Source organism: Bacillus sp. AR13-1 (assembly GCF_008042285.1).
Lineage (GTDB): Bacteria > Bacillota > Bacilli > Bacillales > Bacillaceae_G > Bacillus_A > Bacillus_A mycoides.
The window spans coordinates 38,119-55,863 of record NZ_QNUA01000010.1; the positions used below are offsets into that span (position 1 = coordinate 38,119).

The following is a 17,745-nucleotide window of genomic DNA, read 5'->3' on the forward strand; positions in this document are numbered from 1 at the left end:
ACCAAACCCTCTCTTTCTACACGCCTCCGAATCTGCGCCCTCTATGTTGAAAGTCTGTAATCGCATTTAGCAAATGTTCCTCGGTAAAATCTGGCCAATACACATCTGTAAACCAAAATTCCGAATAAGCAATTTGCCATAACATGAAATTACTAATACGTAGCTCTCCGCTCGTACGGATTAACAACTCTGGATCAGGTAAAGAACTCGTCATTAAGTAAGAAGAAATCTTTTCTTCACTTATTTCTTCCGAACGAATTTTTCCTTCCTCACTATCTTTCATCATATGTTGCACAGCAGAAACGATTTCATCTCGACTTCCATAGTTTAACGCGAAATTAAGAATTAATCCCGTATTCTCTTTCGTATCTTCCATGGCTTTTTCCATCGCTCTGCGCGTATGCGTAGGAAGACGATCTTTTTGCCCTATTACTCGGACTTGTACGTTTTCTTCAATCAACTCTGGTAAAAATGCACCTAAAAATTCTTCTGGAAGCTTCATCAAATAATCAACTTCTTTTTTCGGTCTTTTCCAGTTCTCAGTCGAAAAAGCATAAAGAGTTAATACTTTCACATCAAGCTTACTTGCAAATTTTGTGATTTTCTTCACAACTTGCATACCTTCATGATGACCAGCAATGCGAGGCATGGCTCTTCTCTTTGCCCATCTTCCATTACCATCCATAATAATAGCAATATGTTCTGGGATATATCCTTTTTTCACTTTTTCAATGAGATGATCAAACGATGTGACCTTTTTACTTTTAAAAAAAGGAAACTTTTTAAACATCATTCATACCCTCCAACAAGCAGACGTATGCCTAAAAGTGTAAAAAGACCCCCTTAAGAAGAGGGTCATATTTGCGAAATTATCGCTATTACACTTCCATAATTTCTTTTTCTTTGTTTTTTGCGATTTCGTCAACTTTTGCAATATATTTATCTGTTTCTTTTTGGATATCTTCAGTATATCCTCTTAAATCATCTTCTGTAATGTCGCCAGCTTTTTCAAGCTTCTTAAGGTCATCATTACTGTCACGACGTACGTTACGAACAGCAACTTTTGCTTCCTCAGCATATTTCTTCACAACTTTTACAAGATCGCGACGACGCTCTTCTGTTAATGCAGGGAATGCAATACGAATTACAGTTCCATCATTAGAAGGGTTTAAGCCTAAATCTGCTTTTAAAATTGCTTTTTCAATATCACCGATAGAAGTTTTATCATAAGGTTGAATTACAAGCAAACGTGCTTCTGGAACTGTAATGTTCGCTAATTGCACAACTGGTGTTGGTGCACCATAGTAATCAACTTGTACCTTATCTAATACAGACGAGCTTGCACGACCAGCGCGAACTGTTGCTAATTCACGAGAATAAGCAGCAACTGCTTTTTCCATTTTTTCATTTGAAGACTTCAATACTTGTTGTCCCATAATTTATTTCCCCCTTACAACTGTTCCAATATTTTCGCCTAAAACGGCACGTTTAATGTTACCTTTTTCCATAACCGAGAATACAATTAATGAAATATCATTATCCATACATAAAGAAGAAGCTGTAGAATCCATTACACCTAAACCTGCTTTTAATACATCTAAGTAAGTAAGTGTTTCGTATTTCGTAGCTGTTGGGTCAATAGATGGATCTGCACTATATACGCCATCCACATTATTTTTCGCCATTAAAATAACGTCCGCTTCGATTTCAGCTGCACGTAATGCTGCTGTTGTATCTGTAGAGAAGTATGGGTTACCTGTACCTGCAGCAAAGATAACAACACGTTTTTTCTCTAAGTGACGAATTGCTTTACGACGAATGTAAGGCTCTGCCACTTGACGCATCTCAATTGAAGTTTGTACGCGAGTTTGAATTCCGATATTCTCTAAGCTATCTTGAAGAGCTAATGAATTCATAACTGTTGCTAACATGCCCATGTAATCTGCTCCTGCACGATCCATGCCCATTTCGCTTCCAATTTTCCCACGCCAAATGTTACCGCCACCAACAACAACTGCAACCTCTACATCAAGTTCTGCAATTTCTTTCACTTGTTCCGCAACTGACTTAATAACAGCTGGGTTAATTCCAAATCCTTGCTCGCCAGCTAAAGCTTCTCCGCTCAGCTTTAAAACGACACGATTATATTTCGGTTTACTCATAATGAACCTCCAATTGCTTACATCTTTATTTTAAAAAAGGGAACACAATGTGTTCCCTAATCTGTATTAGTTGTTACCTTTTACTTGGTTCATTACTTCTTCAGCAAAGTTGTCTTCGCGTTTTTCGATACCTTCACCAACAGCGTAGCGAACGAATCCTTTTAATGTTCCGCCTTTAGACTCAACGAATTGACGAACTTTCATGTCAGGATTCTTAACGAATGTTTGGTCAAGTAAGCAAATCTCTTCAAAGAATTTGCCAAGACGGCCTTCTACCATTTTCGCAACGATTTTTTCAGGCTTGCCTTCGTTTAAAGCTTGTTGTGTTAATACTTGACGCTCATGCTCAACTTCTTCAGCTGTTACAGCATCGCGGTCGATGTATTTAGGGTTAACTGCCGCGATGTGCATTGCTACATCTTTAGCAGCTGCTTCATCAGTAGAACCTTCAAGAACTGTTAATACACCAATACGTCCACCCATGTGTAGGTAAGCGCCGAATGCATCAGCATCAGTTTTTGATACGATTTCGAAACGACGAAGTGTAAGTTTTTCACCAATTTTAGCGATTGCTTCGTTGATGTGCTCTTCTACTGTTTTGCCGCCTTCGATTGTTTGAGCCATAGCTTCTTCAACGTTAGCAGGTTTGTTAGCTAATAAGTGAGCAGCTAATTCTTTAATTAACGCTTGGAAACCTTCGTTTTTCGCAACGAAATCAGTCTCAGAGTTTAATTCTAAGATTAAACCTTCGTTACCGTTTGTTTCGATGAAAGTTAAACCTTCAGCAGCGATGCGGTCTGCTTTTTTAGCAGCTTTCGCAATACCTTTTTCACGTAAGAAGTCAATTGCTTTCTCCATGTCGCCGTTAGTTTCTGTTAAAGCTTTTTTGCAGTCCATCATACCTGCGCCAGTTTTTTCACGAAGTTCTTTTACCATTTGTGCAGTGATTGCCATGTTTTTCATCCTCCTAAAATATGTATTTATACCTTAAAAAAGGTGATAAAAGGCCGAACCCCTTATCACCTTTCCAAATTTGTTACGCAGTAACAGTTTCTTCACCTTGTTTTGATTCAAGGATCGCGTCTGCCATTTTAGATGTAAGAAGTTTTACAGCACGAATTGCATCATCGTTTGCTGGGATAACGTGATCGATTTCGTCTGGATCACAGTTTGTATCAACGATACCGATGATTGGAATGTGTAATTTGCGCGCTTCAGCAACTGCAATACGCTCTTTACGAGGGTCTACTACGAATAATGCACTTGGAAGACCTTTCATATCTTTAATACCGCCTAAGAATTTCTCAAGACGCTCTAACTCTTTTTTAAGTTGAACAACTTCTTTCTTAGGAAGTACTTCGAAAGTACCATCTTCTTGCATTCTTTCGATATCTTTAAGACGCTTGATACGCTTTTGGATTGTTTGGAAGTTTGTTAAAGTTCCACCTAACCAACGTTGGTTAACGAAGTACATACCAGCACGAGTTGCTTCTTCTTTAATAGCTTCTTGTGCTTGTTTTTTAGTACCTACGAATAAAATGTCTCCACCTTCAGCAGCGATGTCACGCATCGTTCTGTAAGCTTCCTCAACTTTTTTCACAGTTTTTTGTAAGTCGATGATGTAGATACCGTTACGCTCTGTGAAGATGTAACGCTTCATTTTTGGGTTCCAACGACGAGTTTGATGTCCGAAATGAACACCAGCTTCAAGCAATTGTTTCATAGAAATTACTGACATAATTTAGTTCCTCCTAAATGGTTTTTTGATATCCTCCGTTTACTTCATCTCTAAGCGAAACTACGAACGTAGCACCAACACTTAAATCAGTAAACGTGTGTACTTTGTACTGACACCACTGCTTACTATATCATACTGAAATATTACAATCAAGTCGAAAATGCGAACAATGTAAAACTTTCTTTTTTTCACGCTCAAATTCTAGTATTACCAACCTTCAATTCCTTTAAGCAAGGAATTGAAGGTTAATTAATAGTTTTCTAATGAATGTTGTCATGACGCCTTACGTAAGCAAAATCATTCACTTAAAAAAACAAAAAACTCTCCTCAAGCGAGGAGAGTTTTTTTATAAATTAGTTTGTTTTTAATTTAGCAAGTTCCTGTAGAAACTTGTCGTTTAGCACTTTAATGTATGTTCCTTTCATACCTAAAGAGCGAGACTCAATAACACCAGCACTTTCTAATTTACGTAGTGCATTTACGATTACCGAACGAGTAATTCCCACGCGATCAGCAATTTTACTTGCAACAAGTAAACCTTCTGTTCCATTTAATTCTTCGAAGATATGCTCGATTGCTTCTAACTCACTGTAAGATAATGAGCTAATCGCCATTTGAACAACAGCTTTACTACGTGCTTCCTCTTCGATTTCTTCTGCTTTTTCACGTAAGATTTCCATACCTACAACAGTTGAGCTGTATTCAGCAAGAATTAAATCATCGTCTAAGAACTCTTGACCAAGACGAGCTAATACTAGTGTACCTAGACGCTCACCGCCACCAACGATTGGTACGATTGTAGTTAAACCTTGACCGAATAATTCTCTATTTTCTACCGGGAATGCTGTGTAGTCACTATCCACACCTAAATTTGAAGATGTTTCTGTAACATTGAATAAACTTTGCGTATACTCTTCTGGGAATTGACGCTCTGCAAGCATGTGCTTCATACGTTCGTTTTCGATTTGTTGGTGAATCGCATATCCTAATAATTTACCGCGACGACTTACAACGAACACGTTCGCTTCAATTACTTCACACATTGTGTCAGACATCTCTCTAAAGTTTACAGGCTTTCCTGCTGCGCTCTGTAATAACGCATTTAATTTTCTCGTTTTTGCTAATAATTCCATTTCAAAATTTCCTCCTACATGTTACTTACATATTTTTTCATCACTTGGAAACTAGGGCGAGTCACCTGATGACACTATTACAAAATAAACTGGCTCACATCTTTATTTTTAGCTATTGTCGCTAATTTTTCCTCAACATATTGAGGTGTTATCGTTATTTTCTCTAACGTAATTTCAGATGCCTCAAACGATAAATCTTCAAGGAGCTTCTCCATAACAGTATGAAGTCTTCTCGCTCCAATATTATCTGTATCCTGATTAACTTGATAAGCAATCTCAGCAATCTTACGAATAGCTTCGTCTGAAAATTCAATTTCTATACCTTCAGTCGCTAATAACGCCGTGTACTGTTTAATTAGCGCATTGTCAGGCTCGATTAATATTTTAACAAAATCATCCGCCGATAATTTTGTTAATTCTACTCGAATCGGAAATCTCCCTTGCAATTCCGGAATTAAATCCGACGGTTTAGACATATGGAACGCTCCAGCTGCAACAAATAAAATATAATCCGTTTTTACTGATCCGTATTTCGTTGCTACATTCGACCCTTCTACAATCGGTAAAATGTCACGTTGCACACCTTCACGCGATACATCTACGCTATTCGACTGCTTACCAGCAATTTTGTCAATTTCATCGATAAAAATAATCCCGAGCTGTTCAGCACGATAAACAGCCTCTTGTGTAACTTCATCCATATCAATTAAGCGCTGTGCCTCTTCATTTGTCAAGAGTTTTCTTGCTTCTTTTACAGAAAGTTTACGTTTTTTCGTTTTTTTCGGCATGATACTTCCTAGTGCATCTTGGAAATTCATTCCCATTTGCTCCATGCCAGTTCCTTGCAACATATCAAACATAGAAGACTGTTGTTCCGTCACTTCGATCGATATCACTTCATCTTCAAGAAGGCCTGCCGCAAGCTTTCTTTCCACATCTTGACGTTTCTTTTCGATTTCATCATCTTCCTGTGCATCAGATGTTTGGTTTGAATTTTGATTACCACCAAAAAGCATTTCTAATGGATTTTTAAATCCAGATTGTTTCTCCGGACTCGGCACTAAAATTTCAACAAGACGTTGATTCGCTTGCTCTTCTGCTTTATCTTGAACTTTAACTACCATTTCCTCTTTCACAATGCGAACAGACGTTTCAACAAGGTCGCGGACCATCGACTCTACATCTCGACCCACATATCCAACTTCTGTAAATTTCGTCGCTTCAACCTTAATAAAAGGTGCTCCAACGAGTTTCGCCATTCGCCGTGCTACCTCTGTTTTACCAACACCTGTCGGTCCAATCATTAAAATGTTTTTAGGTGCAATTTCATCACGTAAATTTTCAACTAATTTACTGCGACGGTATCGATTTCGTAGAGCTACAGCAACCGCTTTCTTTGCATCTTTTTGACCGATGATGTATTGATCTAATTTTTCCACAATTTGACGCGGAGTAAAATGTAAATGCATATAAAATGCCTCCCTTACGATTCTACAATTCTTCAACAATTATGTTGTGGTTCGTATAAACACAAATATCGCCTGCAATTTCTAAACTGGCCTTCGCAATTTGTTTCGCTGTTAAATGTTCACTTGCATGTTGCTTTAAAGCACGACCAGCAGCAAGTGCATAATGTCCGCCTGAACCAATTGCTAAAATACCATCATCTGGTTCAATCACTTCTCCTGTACCTGAAACAAGGAGCATCGTTGTTTTATCCATGACAATGAGCATTGCTTCTAGCTGACGTAGCATTTTATCACCACGCCATTGTTTCGCCATCTCAACTGCAGCGCGCTGCAAATTGCCATTATACTCTTCTAATTTTCCTTCAAACATTTCAAAAAGAGTAAATGCATCAGCAACTGATCCTGCAAAACCAGCTAAAACTTTCCCTTGGAAAAGTTTGCGAACTTTGCGAGCTGTATGTTTCATTACAACAGCATTCCCCATCGTTACCTGACCATCTCCAGCCATTGCACATTCTCCATTATGATGAACTGCAAATATCGTTGTAGCGTGGAAATTTCCCATAGAAAAAACTCCTTTATATGTTTTTATAGCCTTAAAAGCAATTTATGCCCGCGGGTGATGCTTCATGTACACAGAACGCAATCTTTCTTTAGAGACATGCGTATAAATTTGTGTGGTTGACAAATTCTCATGACCTAATAGCTCCTGCACAGTACGTAAATCCGCTCCTTCATCCAACATATGTGTAGCAAATGTATGCCTTAACATATGGGGACTTATCCGCATTGTAAGTGAAGCTTTCTTAATGAGTTCGTTCAAAACATAACGTACACCCTGATCTGTTAACGGCTTACCTTTCGCATTTAAAAATACCATATGAGATTGTTCTTCAGTCTTTTGAGCTAACTGTTTTCTCCCGTTCTCTATATAAGTAATTAAAGCATCTTGTGCATAGCTTCCGAACGGAATATATCTTTGTTTTTTCCCTTTTCCCATCACTAAAATTGTTCCCACTGCAAAGTCAATGTCGGTAAGTTGCAAATTAACGCATTCGCTTACACGAATCCCAGTTGCATACATCAACTCTAATAAAGCTTGATTCCTTTGACCTAATGGTGCCCCTGTATCAGAAACTTCAAACAATTCCTCTAACTCTTCAGCATATAAAAACTTTGGGATTGACAATTCTTTCTTGGGAAGTGACGCAAGTGCAAACGGATTATCTTTTTGATAACCTTCACGCATCAAAAAACGATATAAACTTCGTAAGCTTGATACTTTCCTTGCGACAGATTTACGGGCTAACTTCTGATCGTGCAACGTCGTCAAGTATAAACGAACATCCGCGTATGTAACATCTAAAAAAGAGGATATGCCTTCTCGCTCCATAAATTGCACAAAATGTTCTAAATCATTTTGATAACTTGCAATTGTATATTTTGAATAATTTCTTTCAATTTGTAAATATCCAACGAATAATTGTAACAATTTCTTCACATTCACATCCATATAATTCACCTCAATAAAGGCTACTAAATCGTATCACAACTTAGTAGCCTTTGCAAGAAATTTAATTAAATATTTACAAAATTTTGAATTGTTTCCAAAGCGCGTGTAGCATATGCTTCATTTCGCTCTTGTTTCTTTTTAATTTTCTTCTCTAACGGTGTAAATAAACCGAAGTTTGCATTCATTGGCTGGAAGTTTTTCGCATTTGTCGCAGTAATATAATTTGCCATACTTCCCATTGCAGTTACAGGTGGTAATACAACTGGCTCTTCACCTTGTACAAGTCGAGCAGCGTTAATACCCGCTAATAATCCTGATGCTGCTGATTCAACATAACCCTCTACACCAGTCATTTGACCAGCGAAGAATAAATCATCACGTTGTTTATATTGATATGTTGGACGAAGCAAATTAGGCGAATTAATAAACGTATTACGATGCATTACACCATAACGTACAATCTCTGCGTTTTCTAGTCCTGGAATTAGCTGTAACACTTCTTTTTGTGGCCCCCACTTTAAATGTGTTTGGAAGCCTACAATATTGTATAATGTTCCTGCTGCATCATCTTGACGTAACTGAACAACCGCATACGGTGTTTTCCCTGTTTTCGGATCTTCTAACCCAACAGGCTTCATCGGCCCAAATACTAACGTCTGTCTTCCTCTACTTGCCATAACTTCTACTGGCATACAACCTTCAAAGAAAATTTCTTTTTCAAATTCTTTTAAAGGCACTGTCTCAGCAGCAATTAAAGCCTCATAAAAACGATCAAACTCTTCTTCTGTCATTGGACAGTTTAAATATGCCGCTTCACCTTTATCATAACGGGATTTTAAATATACTTTATTCATGTCAATGCTGTCTTTCTCAACGATTGGCGCGGCAGCATCATAGAAATAAAAATAATCTTCACCTGTTAGTTTTTTTAATTGTGCAGAAAGATCAGGAGACGTAAGTGGACCTGTCGCAATAACAGTTGGTCCCTCTGGAATTTCAGTGATTTCCTCATTCATTACAGTTACGTTCGGATGATTTTTCACATATTCAGTCACTTTCGCCGCGAATTCATGACGGTCTACAGCTAAAGCACCTCCTGCTGGTACAGAGCACTCATCGGCTGCACGAATAATGACAGAATCCATTAGACGCATTTCTTCTTTAATAACACCAACAGCATTTGTTAATGTGTTTGCGCGAAGTGAGTTACTACATACTAATTCAGCAAATTTATCTGTATGATGAGCTGGTGTTTGCCTTACTGGTCTCATTTCATATAATTTTACTTGGACACCACGCTTTGCAATTTGGTAAGCTGCTTCGCTTCCTGCAAGACCTGCGCCAATGACGTTTACTACTTGTGTTGTCATATATATCACCTTTCCTTTTCTTCCCGAAAAAAATGTGAGCAGTTACGCTCACATTTGTTGTTCTTCTTCATAATCACACGAAATACATTGTACTTGCACGCCTTTTTTTAACTTTTTCTCTACGAGCATACCTTCACACTTCGGACATTTACGACCAATCGGCTTATCCCAAGATACAAAGTCACATTCTGGATACGTACCGCATCCGTAGAAAAGGCGTTTCTTTTTATTACTACGGCGTTCAATAATTTGCCCTTTATCACACTTCGGACAAGTAACACCGATTTCTTTTACAATCGGTTTTGTATTACGACATTCCGGGAAATTTGAACAAGCCATAAACTTCCCATATTTACCCATTTTAAAGACCATCGGGTGACTACATAATTCACAGTCTTCCCCAGCTGGTTCATCTTTAATTTCCACTTCACGCATTTCTTTTTCCGCTTTTTCTAAGCGCGGTTCAAATCCTACGTAGAAATCATCAACAATTTTCACCCAATTCGCATTTCCTTCTTCTACTTCATCAAGGCTTTGCTCCATATTGGCAGTAAATTCAATGTTAATAATTTCTGGGAAAAACTCTAAAATAAGTTCGATTACTATTCCACCAAGCTCAGTCGGAACGAAGCGTTTATTATCTAAAGCAACGTATCCTCGTTTTTGGATTGTTTCAAGTGTCGGTACATAAGTAGACGGTCTCCCAATTCCAAGCTCTTCAAGTGTTCTTACTAGACGAGCCTCTGTATAACGCGGCGGAGGCTGTGTGTAATGTTGCTTTGGTTCTATATCTTTTGAAAATACAGTTTCACCTACTTCTAACGGTGGCAACATCTTATCCTTTTCTTCCGCACCATCATCTTTCGACTCTACGTACACTTTCATAAATCCTGGGAACTTTACAACTGATCCACTTGCACGGAACTGAACATTGTTATTAATGAGTTTCGCTGTAACAGTATCCATTATAGCAGATGCCATTTGACTTGCAACAAATCGCTCCCAAATCAGTTTATACAAACGGAGTTGATCACGACTTAAGAAACTTTTTAGTTCCTCTGGCTTTCTCATTACCGAAGTAGGACGAATCGCCTCATGCGCATCTTGTGCTTTCGACTTTTTCGTTTCTTTCCTCTTCTCTGTTCCTATGTATTCCGCACCAAACGCCTCAGTAATGTAATCACGAGCCTCTGTTTGAGCTGTTTCTGAGATACGTGTTGAATCAGTTCTCATATACGTAATAAGACCTACAGTCCCTTGTTTTCCAAGATCTATCCCTTCATACAGCTGCTGTGCAAGCATCATTGTTTTCTTTGCTCGCATATTTAACTTACGCGCTGCCTCTTGTTGCAAGGAAGATGTTGTAAACGGTAATGCAGGGTTACGCTTTCGCTCTTTTCGCGTTACATTTTCAACCGAAAACGCATTGTCTTTCATCTTTTCGATTATTTCGTTCACTTGTGCTTCGTTCGTTAATTGAACTTTTTCACCATCTACACCGTAAAAGCTTGCTTCAAATGTGTCTTTCCCTTTCACAAATTCTGTTTTAATTGTCCAGAATTCTTCAGGTTCAAAACTTTGAATTTCTTTTTCACGTTCGATGATTAAACGAACTGCTACAGATTGTACGCGTCCTGCACTTAATCCTTTTTTTACTTTCTTCCATAATAAAGGACTAATATTGTAACCAACAAGACGATCGAGTATACGTCTTGCCTGTTGTGCATCTACTAAATCCATATTAATTGCACGAGGATATTTAAATGATTCTTTTATTGCATCTTTTGTAATCTCATTAAATACAACTCGGCAATCTGATTCAACGTCCACATTTAACGTATTTGCTAAATGCCAAGCAATTGCTTCTCCTTCACGATCCGGATCGGCCGCGAGATAGACTTTCTTTGCTTTTTTTGCCGCTGATTTTAAATCTTTTAAAACGGGACCCTTACCACGAATGGTAATATACTTCGGGGTGAAGTTATTCTTTACTTCTATCCCCATTTGGCTTTTAGGTAAATCGCGGACATGTCCCATGGACGCGACGACTTTGTATTTTTTCCCTAAATATTTTTCAATGGTCTTCGCCTTAGAAGGCGACTCCACGATTACGAGGTAATCTGACATGCTAGTGCCTCCTTAAGAGGTGGATTCAAGTCTTCATCAATCTTATTGATTTCTCTTGTTTTTGTCAATCAAGAATGAATATACCATACAGCGACAATCTACCATTTGTCAATAATTGTTTAATAAAAACATAAAAATATATGGTTAATTTAAAATTTCTTCAAGGATATCCTCCGCATTTCTTACTAGCTTTGCGCCTTGTTGAATTAGATGATTCGTTCCCGCTGCACTCTCTATAAATATCGGTCCAGGAAGCGCAAACACCTCTCTATTTTGTTCTAGCGCAAGGTCTGCAGTAATAAGGGATCCACTTCTCGTTTTTGCTTCTACAACTAAAACACCTTTACTTATACCGCTAATAATTCGATTTCTTTTTGGGAAATACCATTTTTTCGGCACATAATGAGGCGGATACTCTGTCAATAACAATATATAATCTTTCCACGTGTCATACAAACCTCTATTCTCCTTTGGATACATATAAGATAATCCGTGTCCTAATATTGCAATGGTCGGGCAATGCTGCCTTACTGTAACTTCATGAGCAATTGTATCTATCCCTCTTGCAAACCCACTAACAATAAGCCATTCTTTTTCAAGTAAAGGTTGTAAAATAAACTTCATACTCTCCTTTCCATATAAAGACGGTTCTCTCGTTCCAACAATCGCTAATTTATTTACTTTATTTAGAAAATCTCTTTCTCCTTTTCCGTATAAAACAAAAGGGGGATCTTGTATTTCTCGCAGTAATTGTGGATAGTCCTTATCCCATATTGTTATATAAAATATTCTCTTTTTTTCTAACTGGGATACATATTGTTGGAGATTTGAAATTTGAAGAAAATTTACTAGTTCTAAAGATTTTTCCGAGGATATTCCAGCGTAATATTCAAATTGTTCCGGACTAAAAGTGTATATTCCCTTCAGTTCTGGATCAACATATAGTAGTCTCTCCATCGCCTTCCAATGATCCGCCAACATGTAATGAAGGTGCAATAAACGTTCTCTTTTCATCTCAATTCTCCTTACCCATAATTTTTATTATGTAAACAAAAAATGTGTAAAAAGACACCCTCTAATAAGAAGGTGTCTTTCAAAAAGATTAGTAGTTTTTACAAGTCTCAAATAATCCCTTTTCTTTTAAAACAGAGATTAATGTTTCACCCATAACAGCTGGTGTTTCCGCTACTTTAATACCACAAGCTTCCATTGTTTTAATCTTTTCAGCAGCAGTTCCTTTGCCGCCAGAAATGATCGCCCCAGCATGACCCATACGTTTGCCTTCAGGCGCTGTTTGACCACCAATGAAGCCTACAACTGGTTTTGTCATATTAGCTTGTACCCATTCTGCTGCTTCTTCTTCTGCCGTACCGCCGATTTCACCAATCATAATTACAGCATGCGTTTCTTCATCTTCATTAAATGCTTTTAACGCATCAATAAAGTCCGTACCGTTAACAGGGTCTCCCCCGATACCTACAGCAGTAGATTGGCCAATACCTTCTTGCGTTAACTGATGTACAGCTTCATACGTTAATGTACCAGAGCGAGATACGATACCAACATGACCTTTTTTGTGAATATATCCTGGCATAATACCAATTTTACATTCGTCAGGTGTAATGACACCAGGGCAGTTTGGTCCAAGTAAACGTGTATGTTTACCCGCCATATATCTCTTTACGTTTACCATATCTAATACAGGGATTCCTTCGGTAATACATACTACTAAATCAACCTTTGCATCAACAGCTTCCATAATTGCATCAGCCGCAAAAGCGGGTGGAACGTATACAACTGAAGCGTTTGCGCCTGTTGCTTTCACAGCATCTTCTACTGTATCAAATACTGGTACGCCTTCAATATCAGTGCCACCTTTACCTGGTGTTACACCACCTACAATTTTCGTACCGTATTCAATCATTTGCTTTGTATGGAATAACCCTTGAGAACCTGTAATACCTTGAACAATAACTTTTGTATCTTTATTAACTAATACGCTCATTTTTCTCCCCCGCTTTCTATTAGCCCACTAGTGAAACAATTTTTTGTGCACCGTCTGCCATAGATTCTGCTGCAACAATATTTAAACCAGACTCATTTAAAATTTTCTTTCCTAGCTCTACGTTTGTACCTTCAAGACGTACAACTAAAGGCAACTCAAGACCTACCTGCTTCGTCGCTTCAATAACACCTTCTGCGATAACATCACACTTCATAATGCCACCAAAAATGTTAACGAAGATACCTTTTACATTTTTGTCAGAAAGGATAATTTTGAATGCTTCTGTAACTTTTTCAGCTGTTGCGCCGCCACCAACATCTAAGAAGTTAGCTGGGTCACCATGGTAATGTTTAATGATATCCATTGTAGCCATTGCTAAACCTGCACCATTAACCATACAACCGATATTTCCATCTAAAGGAATGTAGTTTAAGTCATATTTAGAAGCTTCAATTTCTTTTGAATCTTCTTCTTCAAGATCACGAAGTTCTAAAATATCTTTATTGCGATATAACGCATTAGAATCAAAGTTTAATTTTGCATCTAACGCCATAACTTTACCGTCACCTGTTGTAACAAGTGGATTAATCTCAGCGATAGAGCAATCTTTTTCGATAAACGCACTGTATAAGCCCATCATAAACTTCACAGCTTGTCCTACAAGTTCTTTTGGAATATTGATGTTAAACGCGATTCTACGCGCTTGGAAACCTTGTAAACCTACTGCTGGATCAATATATTCTTTAAAGATTTTTTCAGGCGTTTTTTCTGCTACTTCTTCAATTTCTGTTCCACCTTCTTCAGATGCCATTAAAACAACTTGAGAAGTTGCACGATCTAATACAAGACCTACATAATATTCTTTTTTAATATCGCAACCTTCTTCGATAAGTAAGCGTTTTACTTCCTTACCTTCAGGACCTGTTTGATGCGTCACAAGTGTAGTTCCTAAAATGCTTTCTGCATATGTACGAACTTCTTCTAAATTTTTCGCAACTTTTACACCGCCAGCTTTGCCGCGTCCACCAGCGTGAATTTGCGCTTTAACTACACATACTTCCGTTCCTAATTCTTTCGCTGCTTCTACAGCTTCTTCTACTGTAAATGCAACCTTCCCGTTCGGAACGCTAACCCCATAGCTTCTAAGGACTGCCTTACCTTGGTACTCATGGATATTCATGGTCCCATCCTCCCCTGTTTTCCTGTTTTACTCGAAAAGTTTTTTAATGTTTAAAAAACATTACATTGCCATTGTATAAGATGATTGGCACGCTGTCTACAATAAAGTGTCAGAAAACTGAAATCGCTTTATTCTTTTTCGAAAATAATAATGTTTATATACCAAAATAAAAAATAAGCTGTGAATATACAGCTTATTTTTGAATCATATCTTTAATTGGCGCGAATGATTTTCGATGTTCCTCTAATACTCCATGTACTTCAATCGCTTCTAAATGCTGTTTCGTCCCATATCCCATATGTTGTTCGAATCCATATGCAGGATACTTTCCTCCTAACTCTTTCATCATGCGGTCTCTCGTCACTTTCGCAATAATAGATGCAGCTGAAATAGAGACACTTTTCGCATCACCTTTAATGATTGATGTTTGCGGAATTGATGTAGGAAGCTTCATCGCATCGATTAATAAATATTCTGGTGTACATGATAAATTAGCAACGGCATCTAACATCGCTTGCTTCGTCGCTTGATAAATATTTATTTCATCAATAACTTGTGGTGATATAATTCCAACTCCAATCGCAATTGCATGATCTTTAATTTCATCATAAAAACGCTCACGTTTCGCTTCACTTAATTTTTTCGAGTCATTTAATCCTGGAATATAAAAGTCTTCCGGAAGGACGACTGCCGCCGTCACAACCGGTCCCGCTAACGGCCCACGACCCACTTCATCAATACCAGCAATGTATGTGAGCCCTTTTTCACGTAACTCATTTTCGTACTTTGACATTTCTAGAAATTTTTCTCTTTCTTTTTGCGCTAACTCTTTTTGTTTATACCACTTCAAAATTAATTTTTGAACACCTTTTCGCTCATCTTTCACTAACATTTGAAAACGCTCGTCTTCTTCATTCATAATTTCTTGCAGCAAACATTCCGCTTCATGAATAGTCATTTTTTGCATCTATTTACACTCCTTTTAAACGTAACCAAAAAGAAAAGACGTACAAACGCACGTCTTATACTTCTTCTACTTTTTCCGCATCTTCTACCTGCTCTGCAAACTCTTCTGGTGTTTCAAATGTCATTTTTCCAAATCTTCCACCACGAAGCTCACGAAGTATAAGCTCAGATGTTTTATCATAATCAATCATTCCGCCGCCCATTAAGCAACCTCTATTTTTTCCAATTGCATCAAATAACTCCACAATTTCTTCTGGAATGTCATTTAAATTATATCGCTCTTTTAAACGTTCTGGATAATGTTTTTCCATAAAACGTAACGCATAAATAGCTACATCCTGTAGATTTAATATAGAATCTTTAATTGCACCAGTCGTCGCTAAACGAAGACCAACTAATTCATCTTCAAATTTAGGCCACAAAATACCTGGTGTATCTAATAATTCCATTTCTTTCCCAACTTTAATCCACTGCTGGGCCGTTGTCACACCAGGACGATCTCCTGTTTTTGCTATATTCTTCTTCGCTAATTTATTAATTAGTGTAGATTTACCAACGTTTGGAATACCTACAATTAAAGCACGAATTGCTCTTGGTCTAATGCCTTTAGCAACCATTTTATCGAATTTTTCTTTGACAAGAACTTTACAAGCTGCTGCAATTTCTTTCATACCTTGTCCAGCTTGCGCATTAATTGAAATTGCCTTTTGACCTCTTTCATCAAAATATGCAATCCACTGCTTTGTAAGACGATCATCCGCCATATCCGCTTTATTTAAAACAACAAGCCTTGGTTTATGTGTAATAATTTCATCAATCATTGGATTACGAGAAGATAAAGGTAATCGAGCATCTACAAGCTCAATTACAACATCAATTAACTTTAATTTTTCTGTTACTTGGCGTCTAGCCTTTGCCATATGTCCTGGGAACCATTGAATTACCATGTTGCCACCTTCTTTTTCTTTTATTTCACAATACGTGCATCTTTTAAAGGCCAATATAGCATATTTGCTTTACCAATCACTTGGTCCATTGAAATTGTACCAATCGAACGGCTATCTTTACTAAAACGACGATTATCGCCTAAAACAAATAATTGACCTTCTGGAACAGTTTTCTTTCCTGTCATTTCTTCAAGAGTAAAATCATATGTAAGCGGTCCGTCAGCAAGTTGTTTTTTCTGCTTATCTAAATACGGCTCCTCATAAGGTTTCCCGTTAACATATAGTTTATCATTACGGTATTCGATTTCGTCGCCTGGCAGACCAATAATACGCTTAATATAATCTTTTTCTTCCGTCGCTCGGAATACAATAATATCAAAGCGTTTCGGATCACCTATGTGATAGCCAATTTTATTAACAATCATTCGATCACGGTCATGTAAAGTCGGCGACATCGATACACCGTCTACGAGAATTGGGGCAAAGAAAAACTGTCTAATTACGCCCGCTAATACAACAGCAATCAAAATTGCTTTGATCCATTCCCAAAGTGAGCTCTTCTCTTTCTTCATGCTTTCCCCTCCACTGTTATGTAAGCTGCTCGTATTATACCAAAATTTCATATAGATTGGAAAAAGGGAGCTTGTGTATTTACAAGCTCCCATACATGTCTTATCGAATTTCTTTAATACGTGCTTTTTTACCGCGAAGGTTACGTAAGTAGTATAACTTAGCACGACGTACTTTACCACGGCGAAGTACTTCGATGTTCGCGATTCTTGGCGTGTGAACTGGGAATGTACGCTCAACACCTACACCGTAAGAAATCTTACGAACTGTGAATGTTTCACTGATTCCGCCACCACGACGTTTAATTACAACACCTTCGAAAAGCTGAATTCTTTCACGAGTTCCCTCAACTACTTTTACGTGTACACGTAAAGTGTCTCCAGGACGGAATGAAGGAAGGTCAGTTTTCAATTGGCCTTTTGTGATTTCTGTGATTAATTGTTGCATATTAAATTCTCTCCTTTAAACAGATGCTCTTATAAAGTCTTATTAAATTACAGCGGAACATCGTTAATACGGCTACTGATTTCAGTAGCACAAATGTTATAATAGCATATTGCTAGGA

18 protein-coding genes are annotated in these 17,745 nt (G+C 37.8%); all 18 read right to left on the reverse strand.

What is annotated here, in order from left to right; translation table 11 throughout:
- Positions 1 to 16: 16 nt before the first annotated feature.
- Positions 17 to 793, reverse strand: coding sequence for an isoprenyl transferase (locus DN408_RS08220; protein WP_002014545.1), 777 nt, complete (start codon positions 791 to 793; stop codon positions 17 to 19).
- A gap of 85 nt (positions 794 to 878) precedes the next feature.
- Positions 879 to 1,436, reverse strand: a complete 558-nt coding sequence (gene frr / locus DN408_RS08225; protein ID WP_000531506.1) for a ribosome recycling factor — start codon at positions 1,434 to 1,436, stop codon at positions 879 to 881.
- A 3-nt stretch (positions 1,437 to 1,439) separates the two neighbouring features.
- Positions 1,440 to 2,162: a UMP kinase gene (pyrH, locus tag DN408_RS08230; protein WP_002014544.1), complete on the reverse strand. Its 723-nt coding sequence runs from the start codon at positions 2,160 to 2,162 to the stop codon at positions 1,440 to 1,442.
- 66 nt (positions 2,163 to 2,228) lie between these two features.
- Positions 2,229 to 3,116 carry a translation elongation factor Ts gene (gene tsf, locus DN408_RS08235; protein WP_002088177.1) on the reverse strand — a complete coding sequence of 296 codons (888 nt, stop codon included), beginning with the start codon at positions 3,114 to 3,116 and terminating at the stop codon, positions 2,229 to 2,231.
- Positions 3,117 to 3,198: 82 nt separating this feature from the next.
- Positions 3,199 to 3,900: a 30S ribosomal protein S2 gene (gene rpsB / locus DN408_RS08240; protein ID WP_002185070.1), complete on the reverse strand. Its 702-nt coding sequence runs from the start codon at positions 3,898 to 3,900 to the stop codon at positions 3,199 to 3,201.
- Positions 3,901 to 4,253: 353 nt separating this feature from the next.
- Positions 4,254 to 5,033: a GTP-sensing pleiotropic transcriptional regulator CodY gene (gene codY / locus DN408_RS08245; protein WP_002014541.1), complete on the reverse strand. Its 780-nt coding sequence runs from the start codon at positions 5,031 to 5,033 to the stop codon at positions 4,254 to 4,256.
- A 77-nt stretch (positions 5,034 to 5,110) separates the two neighbouring features.
- Entirely contained in the window at positions 5,111 to 6,502 is a 1,392-nt protein-coding gene (hslU, locus tag DN408_RS08250; protein WP_002014539.1) for an ATP-dependent protease ATPase subunit HslU, read from the reverse strand.
- Between the two features lie 22 nt (positions 6,503 to 6,524).
- On the reverse strand, positions 6,525 to 7,067 hold the full coding sequence (hslV, locus tag DN408_RS08255) for an ATP-dependent protease proteolytic subunit HslV (protein ID WP_002014538.1): 543 nt from the start codon (positions 7,065 to 7,067) through the stop codon (positions 6,525 to 6,527).
- Between the two features lie 42 nt (positions 7,068 to 7,109).
- Complete coding sequence (xerC, locus tag DN408_RS08260; protein ID WP_078175468.1) at positions 7,110 to 8,009, reverse strand: tyrosine recombinase XerC; 900 nt, start codon at positions 8,007 to 8,009, stop codon at positions 7,110 to 7,112.
- A 71-nt stretch (positions 8,010 to 8,080) separates the two neighbouring features.
- Positions 8,081 to 9,385 carry an FADH(2)-oxidizing methylenetetrahydrofolate--tRNA-(uracil(54)-C(5))-methyltransferase TrmFO gene (gene trmFO / locus DN408_RS08265; RefSeq protein WP_002066796.1) on the reverse strand — a complete coding sequence of 435 codons (1,305 nt, stop codon included), beginning with the start codon at positions 9,383 to 9,385 and terminating at the stop codon, positions 8,081 to 8,083.
- Positions 9,386 to 9,433: 48 nt separating this feature from the next.
- Complete coding sequence (gene topA, locus DN408_RS08270; RefSeq protein WP_002088184.1) at positions 9,434 to 11,512, reverse strand: type I DNA topoisomerase; 2,079 nt, start codon at positions 11,510 to 11,512, stop codon at positions 9,434 to 9,436.
- A 144-nt stretch (positions 11,513 to 11,656) separates the two neighbouring features.
- Positions 11,657 to 12,526 (reverse strand): DNA-processing protein DprA, encoded by an 870-nt coding sequence (gene dprA, locus DN408_RS08275; protein ID WP_002167750.1) that lies wholly within the window; start codon positions 12,524 to 12,526, stop codon positions 11,657 to 11,659.
- Positions 12,527 to 12,614: 88 nt separating this feature from the next.
- Positions 12,615 to 13,517, reverse strand: a complete 903-nt coding sequence (sucD, locus tag DN408_RS08280; RefSeq protein WP_002033796.1) for a succinate--CoA ligase subunit alpha — start codon at positions 13,515 to 13,517, stop codon at positions 12,615 to 12,617.
- Positions 13,518 to 13,536: 19 nt separating this feature from the next.
- Entirely contained in the window at positions 13,537 to 14,697 is a 1,161-nt protein-coding gene (sucC, locus tag DN408_RS08285) for an ADP-forming succinate--CoA ligase subunit beta (protein ID WP_002014529.1), read from the reverse strand.
- A 193-nt stretch (positions 14,698 to 14,890) separates the two neighbouring features.
- Positions 14,891 to 15,664, reverse strand: a complete 774-nt coding sequence (locus tag DN408_RS08290) for a ribonuclease HII (RefSeq protein WP_002142917.1) — start codon at positions 15,662 to 15,664, stop codon at positions 14,891 to 14,893.
- A 55-nt stretch (positions 15,665 to 15,719) separates the two neighbouring features.
- Positions 15,720 to 16,610 (reverse strand): ribosome biogenesis GTPase YlqF, encoded by an 891-nt coding sequence (ylqF, locus tag DN408_RS08295; RefSeq protein ID WP_002128821.1) that lies wholly within the window; start codon positions 16,608 to 16,610, stop codon positions 15,720 to 15,722.
- A 20-nt stretch (positions 16,611 to 16,630) separates the two neighbouring features.
- A complete protein-coding gene (gene lepB, locus DN408_RS08300) occupies positions 16,631 to 17,182 on the reverse strand; it encodes a signal peptidase I (protein WP_002066791.1) in 552 nt (183 codons plus the stop codon).
- Positions 17,183 to 17,282: 100 nt separating this feature from the next.
- A complete protein-coding gene (rplS, locus tag DN408_RS08305; protein WP_002014524.1) occupies positions 17,283 to 17,627 on the reverse strand; it encodes a 50S ribosomal protein L19 in 345 nt (114 codons plus the stop codon).
- Positions 17,628 to 17,745 lie beyond the last annotated feature (118 nt).